Source organism: Curtobacterium sp. BRB10 (assembly GCF_031844325.1).
Lineage (GTDB): Bacteria > Actinomycetota > Actinomycetes > Actinomycetales > Microbacteriaceae > Curtobacterium > Curtobacterium poinsettiae_A.
Window position 1 is genome coordinate 105,702 of sequence record NZ_JAUZVA010000007.1, and the last position, 23,542, is coordinate 129,243.

General features: G+C 67.6%; 27 protein-coding genes. 10 read left to right on the top strand and 17 right to left on the bottom strand.

Going from position 1 to position 23,542, the window contains the following annotated elements; all coding sequences use genetic code 11:
- Window positions 1-2: 2 nt before the first annotated feature.
- The 4 genes from Q9R26_RS15835 to Q9R26_RS15850 are packed head-to-tail and all read left to right on the top strand — an operon-like array spanning window position 3 to window position 3,146.
- Window positions 3-278: a hypothetical protein gene (locus tag Q9R26_RS15835; RefSeq protein ID WP_311227839.1), complete on the top strand. Its 276-nt coding sequence runs from the start codon at window positions 3-5 to the stop codon at window positions 276-278.
- Window positions 275-811, top strand: a complete 537-nt coding sequence (locus Q9R26_RS15840; RefSeq protein WP_311227840.1) for a hypothetical protein — start codon at window positions 275-277, stop codon at window positions 809-811. Before Q9R26_RS15835 ends, Q9R26_RS15840 begins: the two co-directional genes overlap by 4 nt.
- Window positions 811-2,484: a TraM recognition domain-containing protein gene (locus tag Q9R26_RS15845; RefSeq protein WP_311227841.1), complete on the top strand. Its 1,674-nt coding sequence runs from the start codon at window positions 811-813 to the stop codon at window positions 2,482-2,484. Before Q9R26_RS15840 ends, Q9R26_RS15845 begins: the two co-directional genes overlap by 1 nt.
- Window positions 2,481-3,146, top strand: coding sequence for a hypothetical protein (locus Q9R26_RS15850; protein ID WP_311227842.1), 666 nt, complete (start codon window positions 2,481-2,483; stop codon window positions 3,144-3,146). Before Q9R26_RS15845 ends, Q9R26_RS15850 begins: the two co-directional genes overlap by 4 nt.
- 297 nt (window positions 3,147-3,443) lie before the next feature.
- Here the strand turns inward: Q9R26_RS15850 and Q9R26_RS15855 are convergent, their stop codons facing one another.
- The 3 genes from Q9R26_RS15855 to Q9R26_RS15865 form a co-directional block, all read right to left on the bottom strand.
- Window positions 3,444-3,788: a hypothetical protein gene (locus Q9R26_RS15855; RefSeq protein WP_311227843.1), complete on the bottom strand. Its 345-nt coding sequence runs from the start codon at window positions 3,786-3,788 to the stop codon at window positions 3,444-3,446.
- A 139-nt stretch (window positions 3,789-3,927) separates the two neighbouring features.
- Complete coding sequence (locus Q9R26_RS15860; protein WP_311227844.1) at window positions 3,928-4,758, bottom strand: DUF6036 family nucleotidyltransferase; 831 nt, start codon at window positions 4,756-4,758, stop codon at window positions 3,928-3,930.
- Window positions 4,755-5,246: a hypothetical protein gene (locus tag Q9R26_RS15865; protein ID WP_311227845.1), complete on the bottom strand. Its 492-nt coding sequence runs from the start codon at window positions 5,244-5,246 to the stop codon at window positions 4,755-4,757. The genes Q9R26_RS15860 and Q9R26_RS15865 overlap by 4 nt, the downstream gene beginning before the upstream one ends.
- A 119-nt stretch (window positions 5,247-5,365) precedes the next feature.
- Here Q9R26_RS15865 and Q9R26_RS15870 point away from each other — a divergent pair, with 119 nt between their 5' ends.
- A complete protein-coding gene (locus tag Q9R26_RS15870; protein WP_311227846.1) occupies window positions 5,366-6,901 on the top strand; it encodes an AAA family ATPase in 1,536 nt (511 codons plus the stop codon).
- A gap of 18 nt (window positions 6,902-6,919) precedes the next feature.
- Here Q9R26_RS15870 and mobF read toward each other — a convergent pair whose 3' ends face one another.
- Window positions 6,920-11,431, bottom strand: coding sequence for a MobF family relaxase (gene mobF, locus Q9R26_RS15875; RefSeq protein WP_311227847.1), 4,512 nt, complete (start codon window positions 11,429-11,431; stop codon window positions 6,920-6,922).
- A 141-nt stretch (window positions 11,432-11,572) separates the two neighbouring features.
- Between mobF and Q9R26_RS15880 the strand changes: the two genes are divergently transcribed.
- Together Q9R26_RS15880 and Q9R26_RS15885 are read left to right on the top strand one after the other, a co-directional pair.
- Complete coding sequence (locus Q9R26_RS15880) at window positions 11,573-11,992, top strand: hypothetical protein (RefSeq protein WP_311227848.1); 420 nt, start codon at window positions 11,573-11,575, stop codon at window positions 11,990-11,992.
- Window positions 11,989-12,621 carry a hypothetical protein gene (locus Q9R26_RS15885; protein ID WP_311227849.1) on the top strand — a complete coding sequence of 211 codons (633 nt, stop codon included), beginning with the start codon at window positions 11,989-11,991 and terminating at the stop codon, window positions 12,619-12,621. The genes Q9R26_RS15880 and Q9R26_RS15885 overlap by 4 nt, the downstream gene beginning before the upstream one ends.
- A gap of 359 nt (window positions 12,622-12,980) precedes the next feature.
- Here the strand turns inward: Q9R26_RS15885 and Q9R26_RS15890 are convergent, their stop codons facing one another.
- The 9 genes from Q9R26_RS15890 to Q9R26_RS15930 all read right to left on the bottom strand — a co-directional run bounded on the left by Q9R26_RS15890 (window position 12,981) and on the right by Q9R26_RS15930 (window position 16,923).
- Window positions 12,981-13,355 (bottom strand): hypothetical protein, encoded by a 375-nt coding sequence (locus tag Q9R26_RS15890; protein ID WP_311227850.1) that lies wholly within the window; start codon window positions 13,353-13,355, stop codon window positions 12,981-12,983.
- A gap of 125 nt (window positions 13,356-13,480) precedes the next feature.
- Window positions 13,481-13,714 carry a hypothetical protein gene (locus Q9R26_RS15895; RefSeq protein WP_311227851.1) on the bottom strand — a complete coding sequence of 78 codons (234 nt, stop codon included), beginning with the start codon at window positions 13,712-13,714 and terminating at the stop codon, window positions 13,481-13,483.
- Complete coding sequence (locus Q9R26_RS15900; protein ID WP_311227852.1) at window positions 13,711-13,914, bottom strand: hypothetical protein; 204 nt, start codon at window positions 13,912-13,914, stop codon at window positions 13,711-13,713. Before Q9R26_RS15900 ends, Q9R26_RS15895 begins: the two co-directional genes overlap by 4 nt.
- Window positions 13,911-14,159 carry a hypothetical protein gene (locus tag Q9R26_RS15905; protein ID WP_311227853.1) on the bottom strand — a complete coding sequence of 83 codons (249 nt, stop codon included), beginning with the start codon at window positions 14,157-14,159 and terminating at the stop codon, window positions 13,911-13,913. Before Q9R26_RS15905 ends, Q9R26_RS15900 begins: the two co-directional genes overlap by 4 nt.
- 276 nt (window positions 14,160-14,435) lie before the next feature.
- Window positions 14,436-14,891, bottom strand: a complete 456-nt coding sequence (locus Q9R26_RS15910; protein WP_311227854.1) for a hypothetical protein — start codon at window positions 14,889-14,891, stop codon at window positions 14,436-14,438.
- Window positions 14,891-15,151 (bottom strand): glutaredoxin domain-containing protein, encoded by a 261-nt coding sequence (locus Q9R26_RS15915; protein WP_144757174.1) that lies wholly within the window; start codon window positions 15,149-15,151, stop codon window positions 14,891-14,893. Before Q9R26_RS15915 ends, Q9R26_RS15910 begins: the two co-directional genes overlap by 1 nt.
- Before the next feature lie 355 nt (window positions 15,152-15,506).
- Entirely contained in the window at window positions 15,507-15,968 is a 462-nt protein-coding gene (locus Q9R26_RS15920; protein ID WP_311227855.1) for a hypothetical protein, read from the bottom strand.
- 106 nt (window positions 15,969-16,074) lie between these two features.
- Window positions 16,075-16,626 (bottom strand): LPD29 domain-containing protein, encoded by a 552-nt coding sequence (locus Q9R26_RS15925; RefSeq protein WP_311227856.1) that lies wholly within the window; start codon window positions 16,624-16,626, stop codon window positions 16,075-16,077.
- Between the two features lie 96 nt (window positions 16,627-16,722).
- Window positions 16,723-16,923, bottom strand: coding sequence for a hypothetical protein (locus Q9R26_RS15930; RefSeq protein ID WP_311227857.1), 201 nt, complete (start codon window positions 16,921-16,923; stop codon window positions 16,723-16,725).
- A gap of 336 nt (window positions 16,924-17,259) precedes the next feature.
- Here Q9R26_RS15930 and Q9R26_RS15935 point away from each other — a divergent pair, with 336 nt between their 5' ends.
- Window positions 17,260-17,595 (top strand): hypothetical protein, encoded by a 336-nt coding sequence (locus Q9R26_RS15935; RefSeq protein ID WP_311227858.1) that lies wholly within the window; start codon window positions 17,260-17,262, stop codon window positions 17,593-17,595.
- Between the two features lie 250 nt (window positions 17,596-17,845).
- On the opposite strand, the gene Q9R26_RS15940 is transcribed toward Q9R26_RS15935, so the two are convergent.
- From Q9R26_RS15940 to Q9R26_RS15955, 4 genes are all read right to left on the bottom strand, one after another.
- Window positions 17,846-19,300: a hypothetical protein gene (locus tag Q9R26_RS15940; protein ID WP_311227859.1), complete on the bottom strand. Its 1,455-nt coding sequence runs from the start codon at window positions 19,298-19,300 to the stop codon at window positions 17,846-17,848.
- A gap of 107 nt (window positions 19,301-19,407) precedes the next feature.
- Window positions 19,408-19,803: a DUF3846 domain-containing protein gene (locus Q9R26_RS15945; protein ID WP_311227860.1), complete on the bottom strand. Its 396-nt coding sequence runs from the start codon at window positions 19,801-19,803 to the stop codon at window positions 19,408-19,410.
- Window positions 19,804-20,645: 842 nt separating this feature from the next.
- A complete protein-coding gene (locus Q9R26_RS15950; protein ID WP_311227861.1) occupies window positions 20,646-20,930 on the bottom strand; it encodes a hypothetical protein in 285 nt (94 codons plus the stop codon).
- A 37-nt stretch (window positions 20,931-20,967) separates the two neighbouring features.
- Window positions 20,968-21,156: a hypothetical protein gene (locus Q9R26_RS15955; RefSeq protein ID WP_311227862.1), complete on the bottom strand. Its 189-nt coding sequence runs from the start codon at window positions 21,154-21,156 to the stop codon at window positions 20,968-20,970.
- Between the two features lie 181 nt (window positions 21,157-21,337).
- Here Q9R26_RS15955 and Q9R26_RS15960 point away from each other — a divergent pair, with 181 nt between their 5' ends.
- Window positions 21,338-21,586 carry a hypothetical protein gene (locus tag Q9R26_RS15960; RefSeq protein ID WP_311227863.1) on the top strand — a complete coding sequence of 83 codons (249 nt, stop codon included), beginning with the start codon at window positions 21,338-21,340 and terminating at the stop codon, window positions 21,584-21,586.
- 54 nt (window positions 21,587-21,640) lie between these two features.
- Entirely contained in the window at window positions 21,641-23,116 is a 1,476-nt protein-coding gene (locus tag Q9R26_RS15965) for a hypothetical protein (protein ID WP_311227864.1), read from the top strand.
- The last annotated feature ends 426 nt before the right edge of the window (window positions 23,117-23,542 follow it).

A 23,542-nucleotide genomic window follows, 5' to 3' on the forward strand; every position in this document is an offset into this window, starting at 1 on the left:
CAATGCCCGAGCCGCAGGCGACGGTGCGGCGTGGCCGCCTGGCGATCGCGCGGCTGTGTCTGCTCCTCGGCGCACTGTGCGGGGTCATCGCCACCGTGGTGGGGCTGCCCGTCGTGCAGCTGCTTCCGGGCGGCCCTGCGACGGAACCGGAGCTGCACCTGACCGCGCAGGCGGTCTGGGCGCTACTCGGCATCGCCCTCCTCATCACCGGCAACGTGATCGTCGCCGGCGAATTCAACCGCATCGACTGGGAATGGCAGCTGGAGGACCTCCTATGACCCCGATCCCCACCGAATGGGACATCAACCACACCTGCGGGCACACCGTCCGCAAGAACCTCTCCGACAAGCCCGCCGGCCAACGCGCCGGCACCGCACGGTGGTTCGCGAAGAACCGGCAGTGCCCGGAGTGCGAAGCGGCGCAGCGCGCCGCCGAGGACGCCGAGCTCCGCGCCGAAGCGGAACGCGACGGCATGCCCGAGCTCGTCGGCAACGACGGCGCCGTGCAGTGGGCGGTGCTAATCCGGCAGGAGTTCCTCCGCACATCCTTCCGCGAGCTCGTCGAGACGAACCTCGTCGACCCGGCAGTGTTCCAGACCGACGTCCTCGAGGCGGCCCGCCGCGTCACGGCTGCTCGGTGGTGGATCGACAACCGAGAGATCCCCGCCGTCGACCTCCCGGAGCTCCTCGCGGAGCCCGGGCCAGGGGCGATCGCGAAAGCACCCGCGCCGGCCGCCGCCGCGAGCGCGACACCTGACCCTGCACCCGCCGCCGGCTGGGTGTCGTTCTTCGACAAGGAAGCGAACCGCTGATGGACACGATCAAGGAACTCTGGGCCACCGTGTCGGTGTACCTCTGGATGGCCGTGGTGGTCGTCGCCGGCTGGACCGGTCTGCACATCGCCGCCGGCCAGGACCCGCAGGTCGCGCACCTGTCGTGGAACCCGCTCGTCGTCGCCCTCGACGCGCTCAAGGGTCGGTTCCGGATGCCGGAGAACGGCATCGTGTTCGCCATCGGAGCGATCATCGTCGCCGTGGTGATCCTCATGGTGCTGTGGTTCGCCGTCCCGGCGATCTGGCACAAGGTGTTCGGCCCGGCGAAGCCGAAGGCGGAGGAGGGCTTCGCCGGCGTGCAGGAGCTCCAGGATCGCGCTGAGATCGGCTACAAGGTCGAGACCACCGAGCCGTACGCCTATGTCGAAGGGCACCCGATCCGCGCAACGACGGAGGACGTGGCCACGGTCGTCGCGCCGCCCCGGTCGGGGAAGACGATGCGGCTGGTCATCCGGCTCATCCTGAAAGCGTTTGGACCGGTCGTGTCGACGTCGACGAAGCCCGACGTGGTCCGCCTGACCGCCTGGCTCCGGTCGAAGGTCGGCACGGTGCACGTGTTCGACCCGGAAGGGGTCACAAACTGGCCCACGCGGGTCAAGTGGGACATGCTCTCCGGCTGCAAGTCGGCGAAGGAAGCGACACGGCGGGCGAAGACGATCATCGCGGCACGCCCGCTCGCGGACGCCGGGAACGCGAAGTTCTTCGCCGGCACCGCACAGAACGTGTTGCAGTGCCTGCTGCATGCGGCGGCCCTCGGCGGTTACACCATGCGTGACGTCGTGCTGTGGTCGAAGGACTTCTCCGATGACACCCCGTACGACATCCTCCGCGAGCACCCGAACGCGAACCCGGGATGGCTGTCGGACCTGCGCCGCTTCTGCCGGTCGGACTCCCACGAGACCGTCGACAGCACTGACATGACGCTCCGCCTGGCGCTGGAGACGTTGGCGCTCGAGGAGATCCTCGACAGCGTCTGCCCCGAGGAGGGCGACCCGGTGTTCGACGTCGATGCGTTCATCGAGTCCACGGACACCCTGTACCTGCTCAGTGAGTCCGGCGAGGCGTCACTCGCAGCGCCGGTCATCACGGCGCTGGTGTCCACGATCGAGCGGCGCGCGAAGGCACACGCGACGAAGTACCGCAACGGCCGACTGCCGAAGCCACTGACGCTCATCCTCGACGAGGTCGCGAACATCGCCCCCATCCCCGGGCTCCCGGCGCTGGTCACCGACGGCGGCGACCGCGGCATCATCACGTGGTCGTTCCACCAGGACCCGAAGGACGCCGAGACCCGGTGGGGGAAGGCCGGCGGGAACAAGATCCTCAAGAGCTCAAACATCCTGGCCGTGCTCGGCGGAATCAAGGATGAGGAGTACCTGGAGAGCCTGTCGAAGCTGTGCGCGGAGAAGGAAGCCGAACGGGTCGGCACCACCGAGTCGGCCAACGGCATGTCCACGTCGACGTCGACGTATAAGGAGCGGGTGCTGACCGCCGGCGCGATCCGTCAGCTCGAGCCCGGCAAGGGGTTGCTGTTCTACCGCGAGCTCCCCCCGGCGATCGTCGACCTGCCCGGCTGGTGGGAAGAAGACGACAAGGCCGCCATCGAAGAGGGCCAGACCTGGGCCTTCGAGCAGGAAGGGATCGCAGCATGACCGACGTTGACAGCGCCGCGCCGGACCCGGACGAGAACGCCGGGGAGAGCGGAGCGCCGCTGACGCCGGAGGACCGGATCACGGCGCTCGAGCAGCTCGTCGTGCCCATGTTCAAGGACTGGGCCAGCCGTGACGCCGCCGAAAACGACGAACCCGCCATCGGGACCGCGGGCGCCGTCGCCGAGACCGCCGAAGAAGACGCCGGCGGCCCCTGGTCCTGGGCCCGCGTGAACGATGAGCGCCGGCAGGCGCTCGCGGGCGAACTTGCCGCGTTCGTCACCTATCTCGCGGACCGGTACCTCCGACACCTCAGCGCGGAGGCGTACCCGTTCGCACCGCGCTGGTTCGAGAACCCCGTCGCGGTGGAGATCCTCACCGGTGTGATGGTCGCCCACCAGGCGGTCTACACCGACTACAAGACCGAGCCGAGCCGGGACCTCGCCGACTGGCACGAACACATCCTCTGGCCCGCCCTTGATCGCATCAAGGCGCTCGGGCTGTTCCCGAACGGCGAGGTCAAGCCACGGAGCCGGAAGGTCGACGTCGACGACGAAGCGCGGGCGTTTCTCGCCGGCGAGCTTGCCGAGCAGGGCACGTCGGAGCCGGCGTCCACAGCGGTGGATGTGCACGACGCCCCGACCGGGCCAATCACGCTGCCGTAGCAGTCAGCAGCCCCTTGATTAAAGTCCGCGCGAGTAGGGGAGTGGCAACAGCGTGTGCGACCTCGCACCTGATCTTTGAATTGATTTTCTCGTAAGGGATGGCTACTCATTCCTGCAGCTGTTCTCTGGGAAACTAAAAACAGACCGCATTTGGGCAAACTATTTACACAGAAAATGCTCGAATAGTGTCGCTGCTGGGTATTTTCTATACTCGGCGGCGCCCGAGGCAATCGGCTAAGCCGTCAGAGAAACATCTGACAAGACAGGACCGGCAGATGGAACCGCATTGCCAGAGACCTACTTCACGTGCAACATTTCCCGAGCAACTTGGCGCAGTTCCGGCCCGAGGAGGCGAACAATAGGGGACCGCCGACCGAGACTTTCGACAAAGGATACAGCTATCGCATTCTGCAACCATTCCTCGCCGCAGGCATAATCGACATCCAAATTATCAAGCGTCATTCGAATACGTGCATCCGTGGGATCGAGCCGGTATGTGGCGGAGATCTGAATGACAACGTCACCTAGGAACAAGTGCTCCATGAGATTCCGGTTGTCATCCCAATTGACCGCGTCGTCGAGCAGGTGCTTGTATTCGGGGTGCTTGGCCACGAACTGTTCGCCCCAGTCGTTCGGTGTCAAGGCTTAGCCTCCCATCGCGTTCTGCAGATCATCCAAGAGCGCCTGTGCTACTTGGCGATCAGTGGTCGGCGTGTCGTGAACTGACATAATCAATATTATCGGCGCGCGCAGGCTGGACCGCGCTTCGCGCAGAGGCTTACTAGCTGAGGCCGCGGCGCTGCTGCTCCTGCTGTCGTTGCGCGTCCGCAGCCGCCTGCTGACGGCGAACCTGTTCGGCACGTGCCTGAGCCTCGGCGTCCGCCGCAGGGCGTTGGGCCGACTCGTCTGGCCGGGCGGCACGGCCGGCCTGCAGCTCGGCGGCGACGTGCGAGGCGTCGTCTGGCGCGGCCGGATCACGGCGGCTGATTTGGCGGACCTCAGCGGCATACTGCTGTACCAGGTCAGCGGCGCTCGGCGACCGAGTGCCAACCGGTTCGGTGGCTTCCTCGCGGTTCGCTGCAGCACGCGCCGCGACCTCGTCGGGGAGGTATTGGTGCCGGGGCAGTAGCTGTGTTTCCGGGTAGGTGCTCTCGAGGAGCTCCCGGCCTTGGTCAGCGGTCCGAAGGCCCGCGGCGTTGAAGAGGGTCGCGGCGTCGTCGAGGTCGCGGTCATCACGCGCGGCGTGCATCTTCATCGCTAGCAGGTACTCCGGTGGTGGCACCTGCACGAGAAGATTCTCCGATTCGAACACGACGCGAGTGTCGTGGACGTCACCGGGGAGGAAGCCTTTCACCGCGTCGTTCAGCCAGTCCGGTTCGAGGCCATGCGGGCCGCTCATCTCAGCGGCGACCTGGCGGACCGCGCCGGTGGGTGCGAACAGCGCGTCGACGTCGCGGGTGACACGGCTGCCGTCGTAGGCAAGCGCCATTGCGGCACCGCCGACCACGAACAGCTGTGCGTGCTCGCCGACGTTGGCGAGGCGATCGGAGAGTTCCTGGAACAGACCGCCAAGCCGGTCGGCGTCGAGCTCGTCGCCGTGCGGGTCGCTCATGCGCGTGACAGGGCGTATCGGGTGATGAAGATGCCGCGCTTGCGGAACGCCGGGGGGCTGTCGGCGACAGCCTCGTCGCGGAAGAGCGCCGGCGTTGTCGCGAACCACTGGCCCGGCACGGTCCGGGCAGTGTCGGCCGCCCACGCCGGGGGCGTCCAGGCATCGGCTGCGGCGAGGTGCTCGGCGAGGGCTGCGAATGCGGCATCGAGTTCCCGCGACCCGGTCGGCGCGGGCTCGTCGGCGAAGACGTCCGCGGCGGCCGTGGTGCCGGCGCGACGGAGCGAGGAGCGATAGTCGTCGAGGGTCTGGAGGATCCCGAATCGCCACGCGGCCGCGGCGGACTCACCCGCGCGCAGCAGGTCGGTGATGCGAGCGGCATTGCCGGCCGCGGTGTGACGCACGCCTATGTTGGCGACAACACCGCGTGGTTGCGCATCCGAGCGTCGACGAAGCTCATCAACAGACAACACCTCGCCTCGGTACGCCACGACTGTCCTCCTCCGTCCGCTCCCATTGTCGTACGCAGTGTCCGCTGGCACCACCTCGCAGCGGTGGTGTCCCCTTTCAGGGGCTATGCACCACCAGGCATGTGAGGCAGGCTCAGGGCATGGGTTTTGGGGTAGAGGTGCGCAGTGAGCTACGTAATTCGGACCGAGAGGCGCTGAGTAAGCGGGTTCTCCAGCGAGGGTTCGGCCGGTATCTGCAAGCCATCAATTTGGTGAACCTGCGCGCATACACCGATGCGCAGATTCGTTTCGACTTCCCGGTGACCGCGCTGGTCGGTGCCAACGGTGCCGGCAAGACCACTGTGCTCGGCGCCGCCGCATTGCCGTACATCGAGGTGCAGCCCCGTTTGTACTTCGCGAAGAGTGGCGCGTACGACTCCAGCATGCAGAACTGGCGCGTCGAGTACGAGCTCGTCGATGACCGTCGGAACCTCGTGAAGCGGACGGCAAGCTACCGTCAGGAGCGGTGGAACCGAGAGGCGGTCGAGCGGCCAGTCCGGATCTTCGGCGTCACTCGAACTGTGCCCGCCACCGAACGGAAGGACCTGTCACGCGCCGTCGGACGTCAGTTCAGAGGATTTGGTGAAGCGCCTCTCTCTCCCGAGGCGGTGAAGCATGTAAAGAGCATCCTCGACAAGGACGCAGAGAGCTACGTCCTAGTTGACACCGTGCGTTCCGGGTCCAACAAGAACCAGATCTACGCCGCTCGAGAAGCGCAGGGCATCAACTACTCCGAGTTTCACTTCGGAGCAGGAGAGGCCAGCGTCATCCGGATCGTACGCGACATCGAAGAGGCACCCGACGGATCCCTCATCCTCATCGAGGAGATCGAAAACGGCCTACACCCGGTGGCAACCCGTCGCCTTGTCGAGTACCTCATCGAGGTTGCACGCCGGAAGTCATGCCAGATCATTTTCACGACGCACTCGAACGATGCCCTCGCACCGCTGCCAGACGAAGCAGTGTGGGCGTGCGCTAAGGGAAAGATCACCCAAGGCAAGCTCGACGTTGCCGCTCTGCGGGCACTCACCGGCCGCGTCGAGGCTAGCTTTGCGTTCTTCGTTGAAGACACCTTCGCGGAAAAGATGGCGACGGTGGCACTCCGAACCTACGCCAAAACAACCAACGTTGAACTTCCCGGCATCGAGATCTACGGCGTCGCCGGGGAAGCAAACGTCGAGTCCTTCACTCGCAGTCACAATAAAAACCCATCAACTCCGTTCGGCGCCGCAGGCATCTTTGACGGCGACATGCGCGAGAAGGTGGACACCGAAAACGGTCTCGTTGCATTCCCGGGGGACGCCGACCCGGAAGCGCACATTATCCAACGCGTCGAAGATCGCATCGAGGCCATCGCTCCACGCCTCGCGTTGAACCTCGGGCTGCCATCCTCGGATCAAGGGCGTGTGATCGAAGTCACGCGATCAGTCATGCGGACCAACAAGGACCCGCACCTGCTATTCGCACAGATCGGCGACCAACTCGACTTCCTCGGCGAAGGAGTCGTCATCAACGCCTACCTGACGCAATGGGCGCAGAACTACCCGGAGGAAGTAGCAGCAATCTTCGAACCGCTGCTCGATCGGCTCCCGAGACGACAGGCCGAGCCCGAGCCCTCGGACGCTCCGTCAAGCTGAGAGAAACGCCCTCGCGGACTAAAGCCGAGGCCCTCGGCGCTGCTCCTGCTGCCGCTGACGGTCAGCAGCCTCCTGCTGACGTCGGATCTGCTCGGCGCGCTGCTGCGCCTCGGCCGCCGCTGCGTCGCGCTGCGCCGCACTCTGACCGGCCTGCTGGGCGGCAGCTTCACGTGCACGAAGCTCCGCCGCGAGCCGCGCAACCTCAGCAGCCGCAGTAGTCGGCTGCTGGGCGGTCGGAGCGGCTTCCTTGGGCTGCTCCTCCACCGTGGGACGCGCGTCGGATACCGCCGGCACCGCCGAGGGGGCGTTCCGTTCGGCGCCGTCGCGATCGCGCATCCATCCGGTGCGGCGGAGGTCCTCGTGGGCCTGCTCGGCGTCGGCGAATGCGTGGCGGGTGTCGCGGTCGACCAGGCCCGGGTCGGTGAGGCGGTAGGCGTCGTCCGGAACGCCCTGCGCGGAGCGGTACGCCGCCACGGTGGCGACCTGCTCACGCCAGGTCTCGCGTGCGTCGCCCTCTGCGGGCTGCGTGCCGTACTGCGCCACCCATGCCGGCTTCTGCTCGAGGAGGCGGTCCACGTCGACGACGACGGCCGTGTGGGGCATCGTGGCCGTCGACGTCGTGGTGGTCCGCGCGGTGGGGTCGATACCCATCCGCTCGAGCGCGGCCGCGGACGCTTGCTCACGGGCGAGGCGGTCCTGCTGCGTGCGGATCTCCAGGCCAGCAGCGCGGGCGTCCTGCCAGGCCTGGACGGCGTGGGCGCCGCGGGGCTCCTCGCTGAGGACGGCTTCGCTCGCGGGCACCTCGAACGCTTCCCGGTAGGCGACGATGCGGCCCATGTTCTCCCGCCACTGCTCCGCCTGCGCGGGGTCCGCGGGCACGCGGCCGAACGGTTCCGCCCACGCCGGCGGCTCGGCAACGACCTGGTCGACCAGGGAGGTGATGCGGTCGCGCATGAGCTCCTGCTGGCCGTGCAGCCAGGTGCGCACGCCGGGGTCTCCGAGCTGGTCGTTGAACGGTGTGACCCACTTCGGCAGACCCTCGACCGGTGCGAGGTCGGTACCGATGGTCGTCGCCGGTCCGAGCCGGAACCAGTACACGCGCGCCGGCGACTCGATGGGGCTGAGCGTGTCGAGGTCGCGGGGCCGGACGAGGCCCTGCAAGCGGTCCTGCAGGGCGGTGCCGGCGAGGTCGTGGTCGACCAGGCGGGCGGCGAACGTCGACCATGCTTCGTCGGCGACGATCCGGGACGCAAGCTCCGCGGGGAGGGCGTCGCGGACGGCCTGCTCAGCGCGCTCGATCGCCTTCGGGTCGAGGACGGTGACGCGGCCGTGGTCGTACTGCGGCAGCAGCGTGGCGAGGGAGTGCGCGGCGTTCTGCTCCTCCCGCATGAGTTCGGTGGCGCTCTTCGTCGCGCCCTCGCGGGCGAGGACCTGCTCGAGGGCGCCGCGGACCGAGTTCTCTCGTTCGTCGTCCGTGTGTCCGGAGGAGTCCAACGGCTTGTCGATGACGACGTACAGCCGGTTCTCCTCCTTGGCCCGGGTGCTGTCGACGTAGAGCTCTTCGCGCGTGGTGCGGGCGGGGTCGATGACGGCGCCGCCGGTGGTGACGGTGTCGCCCTGGGTGCCGTGGCTGGTGCGGGCGTAGCCGAGCTGCACGTGCTCGTCGACGTAGTCGAGGGGCAGCGTGACGGTGCCGCCGTGTAGGTGCGACTTCGCCATGAGGCCATCGGGCCCGACGGCGGTCACGGTCCACATGGCGTTGTTGGTGACCCAGTCTTTGCCCTGGTTCATCCGGAGCGTGCGGTCGGTGTTGCGCGTCAGGATGACGTCACCGACACCGACCGTGTTGCCGTCGGCGAGCAGCCTGCCGGCTTCCTCGACGCCGCCCTGTGCGACACGGTCGGCGCGGGCGCGGGCATTCAGCGCGGACACTTCTTCGTTGGTGCCGGCGATCATCAGCGACGACTTCCCGGCGGTGGTGTCGGCGTGCCAGTCGGTGTAGATCCGGTCCATGACTTCGTCGCGGGTGCCGGCGAACACGCGGCCCTGCTCGATGTGGAAGTTCAGACCGGTGACGTCGCCGCCGCGCAGCTTGAGACTCGCGTCGGCTTCCTCCCGGGCGAGCGGGCCGGTGAAGCGGTGGACCTCGTCCAGTCGCGCGACAGAGGCTTCGCGCTCGAGGAGGCGGAGGATGCCGCCGGCACCGATGGAACCGTGTTGGGCCGGGTCGCCGAGGGGCCGGATCGCAGCGCCGTGCTCGTCGGCGAGGGCAAGGAGCCGACCCATAAGCGGCGTTCCGGCCATGGATGCTTCGTCGACGAGGAGCAGGGTGCTCGCGTCGATACGGTGCTGCTCAGCCACGGGCTGACCGGTGCGCTTCGCGTTCGCGTGCGCCTGCAGGAGCATGTGAGCTGTGTCGGCGTTGGTACCGAGCTCTCGGCCGAGGACCTCGGCTGCCTTACCGGTCGTGCCAAGGGCGAGGACACGTCCGCCGCCCTCTTCGATGGCGTAGATGGTGGCGCGCATGGCGGTGGTCTTACCGGTACCGGCGGGCCCGATGCCGGTCTCGATGCGGTGGCCGCCGGTAGCGAATCGTCGCGCGAGATCGATCTGCCCGGTGTTGAGCTCGTGGTGCCCTTCGGCGATCGCGCGCGCGTTGAAGCGGCGCATTGCGTCGTCGAACGCAGCGGGGTCCATGGCGAAGCCGCCCTTGGTCCGGGCGGCATCGAGGATGGCTTCTTCGGTGCGGAGGGTCTTCTCGGAGGTGTACTGCTCCGCCCGGTGCATGCGGAAGACGCTCTCCCCGTTGCTGCGCTGCAGCTGCGCCGGGGCGGGGTTCAACTCCGGCGGCGTGAGGGAAATCGAACGCTGCATCGCGGCCGCGGTGATGTCGCGAGTGAGGGTCTGCACGTCCTGACCGGTGGCCTGTGCAACGCGACGTGCGACCCGCTCGGCCTCGGCCTGCAGGTGCGAGTCCTTCCACGTCGAACGCTCCTGCTCCACACGGGTGACGACACCCGCGGCGAGCTGCTGCAAGGAAGCGTTCGCCAACGCGTCTTGCGCGGGCATCGCACGCGACTGCGCGACGATTCCCCCCGCCCAGCCGTCGACCTGGACGCGTTCCGACGCAGCGCGGCGCCACTCGGTGACCTGGTCCTGCTCCGACGACGGCGGGGCCTTGTGGTCACGGGTGGCGAGGTTCGCCTGCTCGTAGAGCTTGTGCTGGATGTTCTTCGGCGGGGTGTGACCGTGGGAGGCCACGTACTCGTCGACGAGCTCCGCGTACGCCTGCTCGATGCCGACGCGACGGGAGGAGAAACCCTCCCGCAGGCCACGGTCGACGCCCATGATCTCGCGAACTTCACGCTTGCCGGCACCCCGGGACTCGTCGACGAACTGCACGCCGAGACGGTTCCGTAGCTCCTCCTCGACGAGGGAGTTGTACCGCTCGGACGCAGCCACGCCAAGGCGGTGCAACATCCGTCCATCGAGTGAGCGCCACTTCCCGTCGACGCCCTCGACCTTGGTCGAGACGGCGACGTGGGTGTGCAGGTCGGGGTCGCCGGTGCGGGAGTCACGGTGCTCGAACGCGGCGACGATGAGCCCCTTCGTTTCGACCTGAGCGACACCGCCGGCACCGGTCCGGGTGAACGCTGCTTCCTCCTGCAGGAACGTCATAGCGCCCTGCCATGCGGCCTCGTGAGCAGCGTGCACCTCGCGGGCGATGTGCGCCTCACGGGGATCGTTCCGGTCCGCCAGCGCCCACAAAAGTGACACTGACTTGACCGGGCTGAACACCAGGTCGTAGCCCGCGACCGGCTGCCGTGGCGGGGTGCCGCGCTCGGTGAGGAACCGGGCCACCTCGCTCTCGGTTGCGTCGCGGCCGAGGGATCCGCGGAGGTGGTCGGCGGCGAGGTTGTGCTTCACCAGGTCCCGCTCCGGACCGGTCTCGGGGTTCCGCCCGACCTCGTCGCGGAACGCCTGGTAGCCGCGGGAGACCTGCTGCTTCCAGTCCGGAACGCGGAGCGCGACGAACCAGGACACCTCGTCGGACGTGGCCGGGCGGCGCAGCGACTTCTGCAGCATCGTGGCCGCAACGTCCGTCTTGATCCCGGCGAGCTCGGCGTCCAGCGGCGCGCGCTGGTGGTCGCGTTCGAACGCCACAGACGCAGCGTGGATCTGCACCTGCCACTCGGTGTCCGGATCGTTCGTGGTCATGAAACGACGACCCAACCGGGCGGCGTCGATCGCTTCAGAGGCGGATGCGCCGGCGGCGATCTGCTCCTGGATGAAGGTGGTGGCGTCAGGGCGAAGCCCCTCACCGAAGAGGGCCTGCATCTGCTCCGCGGACACCTGACCGGAGACGCCGAGGGATGCCAGTCCGTTGCCCCACCATTGGCCGGGCTTGGCGCCCTCGGCGGTGTAGTAGTCGGTGAGCTCTTCGCTGCGGCGGACCTGCTGATCGCCCGCAGCAACCTGGTTCGTCAGATATGAGTATCCGTCACCTGCGTGCAGGACGTGCACCGTCATCACGAGCAATCACCTCCTCCCACACCCCCACCGTAGCGGGTCCGGACCCTCCACACACTGTTAGTGCAAGAGGTGTGTAAGTTCGGTAGTGTTCAGAGCAGGCGGACGGTCAGACTGCGGAAGCACCATGAGGAGCAACCGTTGCGGACGCTGAAACTCGTTGAGGGGACCGACGAGAGGGAACCAACCATGGCTCGAACCAGCACGAAGAAGGACAACCGAGAACGAGCACGTCAGCGCCGGGCAGAACTCGACGCAGAACGCGCCCAACGTGACGCCGCGATCGAAGACGCCGCATCGACGTTCTTCGACGCCAGCGACGCACGCGACGAGCTCCTCGCCAAGCTCGACGCGATCGACCTCGACCGCGCACTCGCAATCCAGGCGCTCGTGGAGCTGAAGGAGACCAACCCGCGGATCGCGCAGCTGCTCGACGTCCCGGCAGCGGAAGTACGCCGCCTGCGCGAACTCAGCGCCGCGCCAGCCGCCACTGAGTCCGCGCCCACTGTCGACGCAGAGGAAACCGACGGACACCGCGACGCTGAGGGGCAGGCGGCGTGAACGTCGCCACTGCGATCGTCGCGTCCGCGCTCGGTGTCGCGTGGATCGTCTGGTACCTCGGGTGGCGGCTCCGCAGCCGCAGCGGACTGCGCCCGACCGACCGCGCCCGCCGCGGATCGAACGCCGTCATGGGGTGGGTGGCGTTCGAAGGAGTCGTGCTGACGGGGACACTCGTCTGGCAGCCGGCTCTCGGTGTGGTCATGGTGCTGCTGGCGCTCTGGCTGCTGCTGCGACTCGCGATCGCGATCGTCGATCGCGCGCAGGAACGCGCAGCGCAACGACGTGACCTGCTCAACGGGTACCCACCCGTGCCGCGACCGATCAGCTGGGACAACGTGCCCATGGTCGCGATGCTGTGGTGGTTCGCGATCGGCTACCTCGTGCTCTTCCTCACCGTGGTGTTCCTCCTCGCCTTCGCGGGACCCACGGTGCTGCAGTCCGACCTGTCGACGAACATCCTCATCGGAACCATCGCCGTCTGCGCGGTGCCGGCGATCCTGGTCGCAGTGCTCCGCAAGCTCCGCCGCGACCAAGCGATCCGCGACTACGACGCCCTCGCTGCCGGCATCGAGTTCCGCGTCCGCGCAGCCCGCGGCGAGGACCTCGACGGGCCGCGGGACGAACAGTAGATCCCACACCGCCGCGAGAGCATCGACAGCGCCAGAGACGCCGGCGCTGCAGGGGCGGCGGTCACTGGCCGTTAGAAGTCGGACGAGGAACAGGAAGAGTGGCGATGGGTGCACGAGCCGCGATGGTCATCACCTGCGACGACGCTGGCTGCGACCAGGTCATCGTCCCCATGGCCGGCGTCGACGACAACAGCAGCCGCACCGAAGCACGCACCTACGCACGCGAACACGGATGGACGACCGCCGACCGCTCCCCCAGCTGGACCGACCTATGCCCGACCCACACCGCCGCCCACCGAGCAGCCGCGTCGGCTGTCGCCGGTGGCCGGGGTGGGTCTTCTGGCCGTTAGGGGTCGGGGCTACCAGAGCGTCGGTGTGTCCGATGCGATACCGGTCCGGCACGCACGGATCGCGGCCGCGTCCCAGCCGTGATCGCGGAACGCGGCGCGGAGCTCACGGGACAGCGCTACTCGCTCGGAGCGCTTGAGGCCGGCCATCCGGATTGCCGTCGCACCGTTCCGGTGCCGGCCGCGCTGCACCCGCTCGAGCATGTTCCCCCGGTGCGTCCCCGGCGCCAGATGCGACACCGCCTGGTCGACGTCGACGTGCACGCACAACGGGACGTCACACGCGTGCAGCAGCAACGTCGACGGGTGCAAGGCGGTGCCGGTGAGGTGCTCGTAGAGCCACCGCTGCGGCCGCATCGCGCGCTGGCCACCGCCCGGCTGCGGCACCCAGAACCGGCCGTAGCCGTCGTCACCGACGGCGCCGGTCCAGATCCAACAGTCAGCGCGCGCTGGCCCTTTGACGACGTGGGAGAAGAACCGATCCTCGGCCGGTGTCGGCTGCGGGCCCGGCATCAGCCGCGGTGCAGCCGGCGGAGGCCGTCGGCGATCTCGATCCGCCGCTCGGGGGTGAGCTCGCCGCGGGCGTCCGCGTCGTCGAACACGTCGCACAGCTGCCGCACCAGGTCCCGTCGACGACGACGCTCGTCACGGGTGCGGAACCGGTACACGGTCCACACCGCGGCGAGGATCAGTGCGTAGCCGACAGCAGCGAGCAGTACCCCAACTGCGATCGCGGCGGCAGTCACTTCGGGTCCCGGGGCAGGGACGGGTCGTACCCGGACTCTTTGCGGAGCCGTTGCATCAGCGCGATGCGTTCCGCCCGCGGCGGGTGCTCGCGCTTGTCACGCATCCACTCCGGGCCGAACGCCCACACCACGAACACAGCGGCGACCGCCAGGACGACGACGACACTCAAACTGATGGCGAGCCAGTCGAACCAGGTCATGACGCCAGTCCTCTCAAAGGCTCGGGAACAGCCGAGCACACCGCCCACACGTCGACGTCATACGCGCGGAGCTCATCACCGGTGATCAGTTCGACCCGGCCGTCCGCATCGAGGCCGTGGAGGACGCCGGTGACGAGTTCGTGCTGCCACTCCCCCTCGAGGGGGAACCACCGGATCAGGCCGATGGTCTCACCGGTTGGGATCTCAAAGCCCTGCACGCGGACCCGCTTCCGTCCGGCGCTCATGAGTCAGCTCGCAGACCCGTCAGTATCACCACGCAGGCAACCCCGACCGCCAGCAACACCCAGGGCACGACCCTGCCGGCCGGTGACAACTCATCGGCCTCGGCGCGAGGGGAGAGCATGACGCCGACCCCGAACCCGCCTCCACCGATACCCACGACAGCGACGGTCAGTAGCAGCCACTCGGTGACAGTCACTTGGACCGCCTCCGGTCGATGCGCAACACCTGCACGGTTGTGGCCATGGGCAGCCGAGTGTTCATGGTTCTAGTCTCCGTGCTCAGGCGTGGGCGCCGGCGTACTGGGGGAACATGCGGTCCATTGCCGCTTCGTGACGGGCGGCGCGGTCGTGCTCGCCGCGGATCCGGGAGAGCTCCGCGTAGGACTGCTCGGTCGCGGTGTGTTCCGCGGGGGCGGGTCGACGGCACATCTCGGCGTAGTACCGGTCCGCGTCATGGTTCGCTTGCTCGAGCTGGGCCCGCAGCGAGGCGACTTCGGCCATGAGCTCCGGGGCGGCCATCTGGAACCCGACCATGTAGCCGGCCTCGTAGACCTGACGCTGCTGGTCGTCGAGTTCCCACTCGCGGACGTTCTCGGTCGGGTCGGCGGTGGCGGCGTCGATCGCGCGGAAGGCTGCGACGGTGTCGCCGGCGTAGAGCTCGTCAACGGCGTCGCGGGTGGACTGCTGGACGACGTCGGGGCGGACGGTGGTTGGGCGTTCGAGCGTCATCGTCATCACGCGGCCTTTCCCGTCTCGATGAGCGCGGCGACGGCGTCGATCTTGTCGGGGCGGAACCCGCTCCAGGAGCCGGTCTCGGTGTCGGTGACGACGATGGGGGCGTTCATGCCGAGGGTGGTCTTCCACTCTTCGATCTGCGCCTGGTCGACGTCTTCGAGGTGCAGCTCGGTGTACTCGATGCCGGCGGAGGCGAGAGCACGCTCCGTGGCCTTGCACATGCCGCAGAACCCGGACTTGGTGTACACCGTGATGCTCATCGAAATCACCTTTTCGTAAAGTCTGTTTGCCGGGGACCTGTTCCCCGTTGCATGCTTCTATTCTACGTCGTCGGCACCAATAGTGGTAGCCTTTTCCGCACATTCTTCTACTATTTTTCTGCCGGGCGGCACACCTGTTGGCAGCCTATGCATGTGCATTGTTTGACACCAGGGCATGGCGTTTACGAACGTACGGCTGGGGCATCGATAACAGCGGGAGGGCTGGTAATCCCCAGGAGCATTAAACCGGTAAGGCAATCACGGGAAGCCGTTAGGAATAGTGGGCTACGCATTCCTAAACTGTGTCGTCCCGGCGCTTTTCACCATGTCGCAGACCGCCACTGCCTCCCGGGACTCAGTCCGTGACGGGGTGCGGGGTGCTGGTCGCGATAGCGGTTACGGTGATGTCGTCGTGGTCGCACTCCCAGAACACGGATCGGACCTCGTCGGCGATCGATTCGGGTAGCTGCTCGTTCGTCCACGCCGTTGACGGGAACGACACGGTGACGGTGACCGTCGTCATGGGTGTCGTCGACGACGGGCCGTGGCCGGCGCCGCCACACTCGTACTGCCACGCGATCGCGACCTGTGCGACGGGTCCGCCGTGGTACCGGTCGAACACGGCCCGGTGCTCGTCGTCGGTGTGGCCCGGGCCACGCGTGCAGGTCCACTGGGTGCCGGCGACGTCGTAGGTCGTCGCACCGCATACCGGCACGCGGGGATCGACGTCCGCGCCGGGAGCCATGTCCGCGGCTGGCGCCTGCGGGTCGGTCTGCACGTCGGTGAGGTATGTGGGGCGTTCGTAGGTGATGTACATGCTGCTGGGGCCTCTCTAAGCTGTGAGTGCGGTCTGGGTCGAGACGTCCGGACCGCGCCTCAGGGAGGCGGGGGCGTTCCGAATCCGGGACGTCCCCGCCGTTTGACTACCGGCGTGCAGGTGCCGTGGTGAGGTCGACGTGCTGCAGCAGGAACCGGACCGCGGACCAGGCCGAGAGTTGCGGCCGGTCCCAGGCGTGGTGGCCGTCGTTGAACTCGCAGCCCTCTCCGTCGGTGATGTCGCGGCCCTCGACGAGGACCCCGGCGTCGTCGCAGAGGATCAAGTGCGGCATGTTGCTGCGTTCGCGGATGATTCGCTGTGCGGCGAGGTTCCCGGCGGCGGTGAAGTCGCGTGCGGTGTTGATGCCGTCGCAGCAGTACCGGACTTCGGTCGGCATCTCCCCCGCCTCACCGGCCACCAGGGTGGTGCCGTGGTCGGTGTAGGTGTCGGTCATCCCGTCGAACGATCGGCCCTCGTACTTGCCGCAGATCTCGTCCACCTGCGCACTGGTGGGGCCGTCTTCGTGGTGGACGTTGATCCACGCGGCCGCGGTCCCGGTGGAGCAGCGGACGGAGAAGCGCACGCCCGGGAACCGGGTGCGCAGCTCCTTGCGGAGCAGCGCCGCGACGGCCTTCGTGGGGATGAGGGTGGTAGGCATGGTGGGTCGGTTCCTTTCGAGGAGTCGGACGCTTGTGGAAGAGTGATTGAGCGGCCGGGACCAAATACGGATTGGTCCCGGCCGCTTCTCGTCGGGTTAGTCCTCGTCGCGGACGAACGTGTCGACGAACGTCGTGAACTGCGGGCCGGGGATCGTCGCCGTGTGGGCCAGGCGGTACCCCTGCTTGGTGCGCGATCGGAGGTCCGTGTCGCGTTCGCCGATCTTGTTCAACTGGCGGGGAATGTGGTCCTCGTCCACGACCGGGACAATGGTGGTGACGGTGTCGATGTACTGCATGTGTTCTTCCTCTCCCTCTCGTTTTTTTGCCGTGAAGGCGACTTGTCGCCGCTAGGACGAGCGCCCGGAATGCAACCGGTCGTGGAATATATGGAGGGGACCCGCTTGCGGGGAGCGGCCGTTTATGCCGCGAAAGCCGGTTGCATTCCGGGTGATCGTCCGTATGCTGCCGAAGGCTTCACGGCAAAGAAACGGGCCGCAGGCCCAGGCAGTGCCGGCGCAGCCGGTTCCGCCCGGAGCGAAGCGACTCCCGGCCTCCGGCCGGAAGCTTTGAACGTGGCGAGATCCCGGCATGTCCGGCGGTGCACTGCGGGGTGCTGCTGGCAGCATCGGGGTATGGGATCTCGACGCCGCGGCGGCAAGAAGAACCGGGCCAGGGAGCGGGATACCTCGGTCGACGCTCCGCTCGAGCAGACGACGATGCCCGCTCCTCTCCCGGTTGCCACCGCCGATCCCGACGCTGGACTGGGCACACCGGCATCGATCGTGGTGTCAAACGCGTTCTGGGTGCAGTTCGCCGTCCTCGAGCCGTGCGACGTCGCCGGCTGCACCGCTCAGGCGGCGCCGGAGGCGTGGGAGCTACTCGACCTCGACACCGAGGAAGAGCCGCCGGCGCGGTTCTGCGACGACCACCAAATCGCCTGGGCCACTCGTCCCCGTCAGACGACGTAGACCAGCAGGGGTCTCGTTTCCCTCTGAGCGCTCTCGATCGCGGCGCCGCTCTGCGGTGTCGTCGCGGTGCGAGCTCCGTCGAGCAGCGCCGGGGAGCGATGAGGGGCACGCCCCTCATGCGGTGGCGCAGCCGACGCGCAGCCCACGGACACCCAGACACCCCGATGGGACATTCTCGCGGTCGGCTGGGACATGATCCGGGGCCGGGTGGGCGTGAGGGCCACTGGCTGCGACCCTCACGCCCGTTCACCTACTCGGCCGCGGTGTCCTCGTCCTGGTCCGCGCTGTCGGCGGGGGCGTCGTCGTCGGCTGATACTGCGCCGGTGACGATCTGCTCGACGTGGGAGAGGGCGTAGCCCCACGCGGCCAACTGGGTCAGGTACGGCACCGTTTCGGGGGCGGGCATGCTCCACCCGTACCGGCCCACCGCCGACTCGACTTCCGCCAGGGCGAACGCGACCGCGACGTGTCCGGCCTTCCCGGGGCGCTTCCGCGCCCACTCGGCTGCGTCGGCGGCCTCCGGGACGTCCAGCAGGTCCGCGGCCGTGACGCGCTGGCCGTAGTAGTCGCGGGTTCCACCGATCAGGACCGCCGCGGTCCACCGAGCGGCATCCTTCGGGAGCGTCTTGGACGCGACGAAGCCTGCGAGCCAGACCCGGCGCACCTCGCGTGCGGCGGTCCACTCGTCTGCGAGGCGGTTATCCCGCTCCCGGCGGGCTGCCGCGGCTTCGGCTTCGGCGGCGCGCTCGGCTTCCTGCTCCGGGGTCAACTCGGCCGCGGGCCGGTCGTAGAAGTGCCGCGCCGTGTGCTGCTCCGGGGTGGTGCACACCGCGGTCACGGACGCGCTGTCACCGATCGGCTGCACCAGCACCGCGTGCCCGCCGCACGCGGTGTGGGCCTCCGGGTCGATGGCGGGGAGCATGGCCCGCGGGTCATCCTCGGGGACCGGCTCGTCCGACAGGCCGTCGAGACGCTTCCACCCGAGCGCCGTGTCGTCGTCCACGACGGCGACACCCTGCTCCCGGTACTGCTCCGCCACCTTCGCGGCTTCCGCTTCCGCGATGCGGCGGTTGCGGTGCTGCTGGGCGACGAACGACAGTTCGTCGTCGTAGCCCTCGCTGATGCACTCGTTCAGTTCCGCCGTGGCGGTCTCGTCGCCCTCGAACTCGGCCAGCAGCAGGGCCGCGTCGAACGACACCTGCCGGTCCACGACCGCCGCGGTCGCGGCCTCCGACTTCGCCACCGTCAGGGTCGCCTGCACCTGCTCCTTGTCGGTGCCGGTTTCGCGGGCGATCCCCGCGACGGAGAGTCCGGCGAGTTCCAACTGCCGGTAGGCGTTGAGCCGGTCCCCGTCGGTCAGGGCGGTGCGGCGTTCGTTGGCGACCAACTGCTCCGCGATCCGCTGGGCGGGGGTGTCGCCACGCTCAGTGACGAACACGGGCACGGTCGTGCCCGCCTCGCGGGCGGCGAGGACGCGCATCTGCCCGTCACGGACCACCACGGCCCCGTCCGCGTTGCGGTAGCCGATCGTCGGCAGGAGGACCCCGTGACGCTTCACGCTGGCGAGGAATGCGGGGTCGAGGTCCGCCGCGGTACGGACGTTGTCCTCGATCACGGCCTCAGCGGCCGGGATGGTGACCAGGTCCACACCGACCGCGTCAGCGGCGTCAGTGGTGCTGGTCTGGGTGTTCTCGATGATGCTCATTCGGTTTGCTACGCTTTCCGGTAGTGACCGGGTGCGGGTCCTGGCAAGTAACGATTGTCGGGAATTCCGCACCCGGTCTGTTTCATTCGGTGGGTGCTACTGCGGTGTTACTGCCGGTGCAGCGCTGCGGTGAGCGCTTCGGCCCGGGTGAGGGCGGCTCGTGCGCGGCCGAACGCGGCCATGACGGCCGTGTACTGATCCGGCGACAGGGACCGAGTGTCCCCGGCTGCGTCGTAGGTCAGGAACAGGACCGTCCCGTACAGCGGCGACGCCGCCCGGGACCGGCCGAGCGCAACCGCGGCGACCGTGGCGAGGTCGTTGCGGTCCCCCGCGTACATGCCCTCGTCATCGATCCACGCATCGATCCGGCCATCGAGGCGGACCACATCAACTACCCGGCACCCGATCTGCTCCCTGGTGCCCTGCAGAGTGGACTGCGCCGCGTTCACGACGACGCCTTCGACCGCACCATCTGCGGTCGCTCGAATACCCATCAACTTCATGTCCTTCTTCCTCTCCCTTTCGTTGTTTGCCCGGGAAGGCACGTAGTGCCGATAGGACGAGGAGCCGGGGTGCAAGCCCAAAGCGGCGACGCTCCGAGAAGTTTCGACCGGCGCCGTCCATTGACGAAGGAGATGAGCACGACGGCGCCGGTCGAAAGTTCTCGCGTGCGGCGGTGGCGACGGCTTGCGGCCCGGAACCTCGTCCGTACAATCGCCGAAGGCTTCCCGGGCAAACAACGAACCCCTTGGGGTTCGACAAGCACTGGCCGGCGAAAGCCGGTTCCCCTCAGTCAGAAGAGGCCGCCGAAGGCGGGGCAACTTAGACCAGAACCGCCCGCCGGCACGGCGGCCCGCTCAGCTCTCCCCGTGCTCGAGGAGCTCGCCGGCGCGCAGAGGCCGGCAAACGTGAAGCGGCCCCGGCCTGTTGGGGGGAACAGGGCCGGCGCCGGTGCTACTCGGACCCAATGGGGGGCAGATCCGAGCGGCTGCGCTCGAACGTGTTGGGGGGAACAGTCCGAGCGCGCATCCACGGTAACGCTAGAGCGCCTAGCGAGTCACCCCGGCACGCTAAGAGGCTGCTGGGACCTGGTTGCGGTGCTTCACCGCGGCCCGCCAAACCCACGCCGCGGTCGCGGCCTGGCCACTCCCCCACTCGATTAGGACAGCGTCAGCAGTCGCCGCGATCGCACGCGCTTCCACCCGTCGATCGACACCGCGGTAGGTGCGGATCCACGCCCACACCGGTGCCGCCGGCGCAACGTCGCCCACGGGGCCGCCACGGGCCTCCTGTGGGATGGAGACGGCTTCCTCGGGCACCCATCGTCCGCGGCGGCGTGCACCCATCAGCGGCGCGCCTGTGGCCGCAGAGACCGCTTCTGGAGCCGGTCCATTGGTACCCAGACGTGGTGGACGAAGCCCATGTGGACGAGCTGCACGTAGACCACGTCCCCATCGGCCTGCTCGACGAACCCGGGACACGTCTGCGGGCCCGACCGGGTGAACTCGACCTGCACCCACACTGCCGGGTAGCCGGACACCCGGTCCGGCGCCAGCGGCGCCTCGATGCCGAGTGGCTGGTCTTCGGGCGGATCGGGATGGCTCGGCGGCGCCCACCGGTGTTCGGGCATGTACCGATGATGACCGCGGCCGCCGACACGGAAGGTGTCAGTACCGCCGGCGGCGGCCGTCCTGCACCTGCTCGATGAGATCCATCGTCCGCTCCAGCGTGGCCACGGACAGCCGGTAGTCGCCAGCGGACTGGTCGAGGAGGTTCAGCTTCCGGATCGCCCGCCGGCGTGCGGCGGCGAGCTCGTCGGCGGAGAGCCACTGCAACGCCTCGAGCTCATCAGTCATCCCTGCGGAGCGTACCCCCGGAACAGACCACCTCTCTCCCCCACCCTGAGCCACCTCGAGCAGCTGAGGCCGACGTCGACGAACCAACCATGACCCCTCCGATGGCCTGCGCAGCGCAGCGAAGACAGGGCGCCCCGAAGGGCAGCGACGTTCCCGCCTCGATTCTTCTAGGATGCGCCGCATGACCCTGGACGCCGCGACCCTCGCTCGCACACAGCGCGCTCTTCATGACTACTCGAAGAGCGAGCGAATCCAAGATCGCGATGCAGCAAGTGATGCGCTTTCTGAACTCGTCGTTATCGCAGAGATAGAGGGTGACGTCAGTTTGTCGCGCCTACAGGAAGCATGGGAGTGGCTTTCCCTCGGTTTTGAGAGCGCTGGCGAAGCAGCTCGGATCGTAGATGGGGTCGCGTCGGACCAGTCTCGTTAGCCGATCGGCTACTGGAACGTGGACGGGCCTGCTTGTCGCGACTAACGTCACCTCATGGACAACGTTCTCCGCGCGGGTGAAGTGCGAACCGGATTTCTCACCGACGGACAGCATCCGGACCTGGTCGCAGCGTCGCTTACCTGGACAGAACGTGGACCCGAGCTCTCTGTACCCGGCGCTCCAGGGCGGACGCAGTTCGAAATCGTCGAAGACTGGTTCAGGCGCCGGCGCGGCGGCATCGACCTCCTCTTCACAGATGATCGCGGACCCGTGACACTGTCCGACGTTCGATACGCCGGCCACCACGGCAACGAGATCCGCGTCACGAAGGCAACAGCCCGGAACGCGATCTGCCAGCACCCACGCCAGCTGCCTAAAAGCACCGCCGAAGAGCGGCTCATACGCGCGATTGAGACCCCGTTCGAATCGTCCGTGCTCTCGGTGGAAGAGCTTTACTCCACGGTCGACGGGCTCGCACGGTTCAGTGGGTTCGGTCGCATCGAGGTTGAGGAAACAGACCCCGACCATCCCGAACGGATCTCGCTGACTCGGGACCTCAACGAGAAGTTGACCTGGACAGTCGACGTCGACGAGCTGCCTTCCACCCTGCAGTACGAAGTGCTTCGCACAACGCCGTGGCGGGAGAACGACGACGGCGTGACCGTGCAGAACGAGGTCGTCGTGCAGACCCGTTGGTTGGGCGGCAACGTGCAGCCGGAGATACTGCTCTGGCAGCAGTACCCGCTCCGCAGCCTCTTGGTACTCGCATACAGCCGGCCGATCCAGTGGCGCACGCACCATGTCCGCGGACAATCGTTCCCGACGACGCACCGAGGGACTGAGGAAACGAGCTGGGTGCCAGCGTTCATTGCTGACACCGCACAGGGAACCTTCCAGGACTCAGCAAAGCTGGACATGCCGTTGTTCGGGATGCAGGACCTCGGACCAGACGGCATGCAAGTCTGGTTCGAACGATGGCTCGAAGACGACTCCTTCCGCAACCCCATGCAGTCCGCCATCGAGGCGCTCTCCGGTTTCACTCGCTTCCTCGAACCCCGTGTGATGCTCCTGATCAACACCCTCGAGGCGTTGGGCGGGTGGGTGACTGGTGATCCCCACAAACGGATGTCGCTGGCCAAGGCGGTCGAGAACTGCGCACGCGCCAGTGGTGGCGAGTGGTCAAACATCGGCGACGCAGCGACCGATCCCGAGATCTTGATCGCCAGGTTCCTTGCGACCCTGCAGAACGACCTCAAGCACGGACAACGGGGCCAACGTCGATCCCGACGAGATCTACGCTTCGCGGAAAGACTCTCGGCAGCTTTGATCCGCATGACGGCGCTGCACGAAATCCCAATTGACGAAGACGCTGCGCGTTACGCCCGAGCGAGCCTCGTCGAGGACGTAGAAAACGAGCTCGGGCAGGACGAACTCGCCACCATCGAACGCCCAAACGGCACCGACAAGAACGGCGACCCCAAGACCATCACTGAGGGTGTTCTGCGACGCGCGGCACCATCGGGCACATGATTCGGACCCCCTCGTACTCGGTGGTGCACCTCGTCGGCTAAGTGGATGCTGTCCGACGCATCGGCGGCTCCGCCCAAGACGAGTCCGGTAGCCGATCCTTCACCGGATCGGGTTACGACCCCTCCCCCGCGGCGTCGCGTTTCCACTTCTGCACCGTCGTCGTCGACACTCGAGCGTCCAACCCGACGGACCTGATCGACGGCCGCACCAGGTGCCGCCTGGTTTGATACCCACACGACCTGATTGAGAGAGACACCAATGCAGATCAGCGCATATCACCAGGCCGTCGTAAACGATCGGTTGAACGCGGGTGCAGTCGCGGGAGACCCGCTGGCGAAGAAGTTGCGAGGGCACGGCCGTGCCATCGCGGACGAACTCGCAGCGAAGCACCAGTTCCATCAGGAGGCGGACGGTAGCTGGGCCATC